Below are 2,144 nucleotides of genomic sequence, written 5' to 3' on the forward strand. Positions count from 1 at the left end.
ACGGCCGACCCGCAGGATTTTCCCTTCCGCCCGAACACGCCGCTGGGCGAATGGTGTTTGGAACAAGCGCTGGCGCTTGCCACGCCGCCCGCCACCGTCGTTTTCCATTACGACGAACGCGACGGCAAAATCAGCGACATCGCCAGTCATCAAGGGCAAAGCGGCTGGCTGCGCCTCGACAAGCTGACCGCGAAAAGCCGCGCGGCCACCGCTGAAGCGCTGGTGTTCACCGCCTGCAACGATGCGGGCGACGTGCTCGATGCCGATTTCTGTCGCCATTTGCTCTCGCTCGCCGGGGAAGACGCGGGCGGGGCGGCTGCCGTTCCCGCCTTCCTCGCCGAATGTGCCGCCGCCAACATCGAAACAGAAACGCTGCGGCAGAAAGGCATCTGCGACGCGGAAATGGTGGAAGCACGCCAGCGTCTTGCGCAATGGGCAGAAGACCAGATACGCGGCCTGGAGCGGGAGCTGGAAGAAGCCAGGCGCGAGGAAAAACAGGAACAACGCCGCAGTGCTGCACTCACCGACCGCGCCGAACAGCTCGCAGCGGAAGAAACCTTGCAGCGGATGCGCCAGCGCATCCGCAAATTGCGCAGCCAGATTGACGAACGTGAGGAGGAAATCGCGGCCAAACGCGACCGTCTCATCGGCGAATTACGCGCGCGAATTGCCCAGCAAACATCGAGCCAAAACCTGCTCGTCCTGCGCTGGCAAATCGCCTGAAAATCCGCCCGCTGCGGGCGTTTTGTGATACATTGCGCGCGCGCCGCTCCGACCAGACCGGCGCTTTCCCAAACCTTTCGGAGTACAACAACAATGAGTAAATCCCAATCCCTGCAAGACCCTTACCTCAATGCCCTGCGCAAAGAACGCATCCCGGTATCCGTGTATCTGGTCAATGGCATCAAACTTCAGGGACAAATCGAATCGTTTGACGCTTTCGTGCTGCTACTGCGCAACAACATCTCGCAGATGGTGTACAAGCACGCGATTTCGACCATCGTGCCGGCGCGCAACGTCCGCCTGCCCGGTGAAGACGAAGAAGGCGAGGAAGGCGAACAACCCGCCGCCCCCGCTGCGGAAGCTGTCGCCCGTCCGAGCACCGACCCGCTTTATTGATGATGCAACGACAGCCGACTTTCGCCGCGCTTTCCGCAAGGGAGGCGCGTTTTGTTTGAGCGACCGAAAAGCGGCGAACGCGCCGCGCTGGTGCAGGTGGACATCAACCGCACCCCGGATCCGGCGGTCGAAGAGGAGTTCCACCAGCTCGCCCTCTCTGCCGGAGCGCAAATCATCTGGGCGGAGCGCTACAGCCGCGGCGAAGCCGAGCCGCGCTATTACATTGGCCGTGGACAGGCGGAAGCGCTGGCGGCGGCGGTGAAGGCGCACGACATCGAGCTCGTCATCTTCAACGCGCCACTCTCGCCCTCGCAGGAGCGCAATCTGGAAAAACTGTGCAGCGCGCGCGTGCTCGATCGCAGCGGGCTGGTGCTGGACATCTTCGCGCAGCGGGCGCGCAGCCACGAAGGCAAACTGCAAGTGGAACTGGCGCAGTTGAACCACCTGGCGACGCGGCTGGTACGCGGCTGGACGCACCTGGAGCGGCAAAAAGGCGGCATCGGCCTGCGCGGCCCCGGCGAAACCCAGCTCGAAACCGACCGCCGCCTGCTCGCCGTGCGCATCAAGCAGTTGCAACGCCGCCTTACCCACGTCAAAAAACAGCGCGAAGAAAACCGCAAGGCGCGGGCGCGGCGCGACATCCCGACCGTCGCCCTTGCCGGATACACCAACTCCGGCAAATCGACACTGTTCAACACCATCACCGAAGCGGACGTGTACGCGCAAGACCAGCTCTTTGCCACCCTCGACCCGACCTGGCGCAAACTCAACCACGCCGGGGCGCAGACCATCCTCATGGCTGACACCGTCGGCTTTGTCAGCGACCTGCCGCACGAACTCGTCGCCGCCTTCTCCGCCACATTGGAAGAAACCGCGCGCGCTGACCTGCTGCTGCACGTCATCGACGTCGCCGACCCGCACCATCTGGAGCGCGAAGAAGTCGTGGAAGACGTGCTGAAAAGCATCAACGCCGCCGACGTCCCCACCCTGCGCGTCTATAACAAAATCGACCTGCGCGGCGAAGC

2 protein-coding genes and 1 pseudogene are annotated in these 2,144 nt (G+C 63.2%); all 3 read left to right on the forward strand.

The features are described from left to right. A pseudogene (locus Q0349_RS10845) lies at positions 1 to 723 on the forward strand (hypothetical protein); the annotation flags it as partial. A 93-nt stretch (positions 724 to 816) separates the two neighbouring features. Further along, entirely contained in the window at positions 817 to 1,119 is a 303-nt protein-coding gene (gene hfq / locus Q0349_RS10850; RefSeq protein ID WP_298080961.1) for an RNA chaperone Hfq, read from the forward strand. 51 nt (positions 1,120 to 1,170) lie between these two features. After that, the coding region (hflX, locus tag Q0349_RS10855; RefSeq protein WP_298080963.1) for a ribosome rescue GTPase HflX at positions 1,171 to 2,144 on the forward strand (974 nt) is incomplete at its 3' end.

Origin of the sequence: uncultured Cardiobacterium sp. (assembly GCF_938028185.1) — a bacterium.
Taxonomy (GTDB): Bacteria; Pseudomonadota; Gammaproteobacteria; order Cardiobacteriales; family Cardiobacteriaceae; genus Cardiobacterium.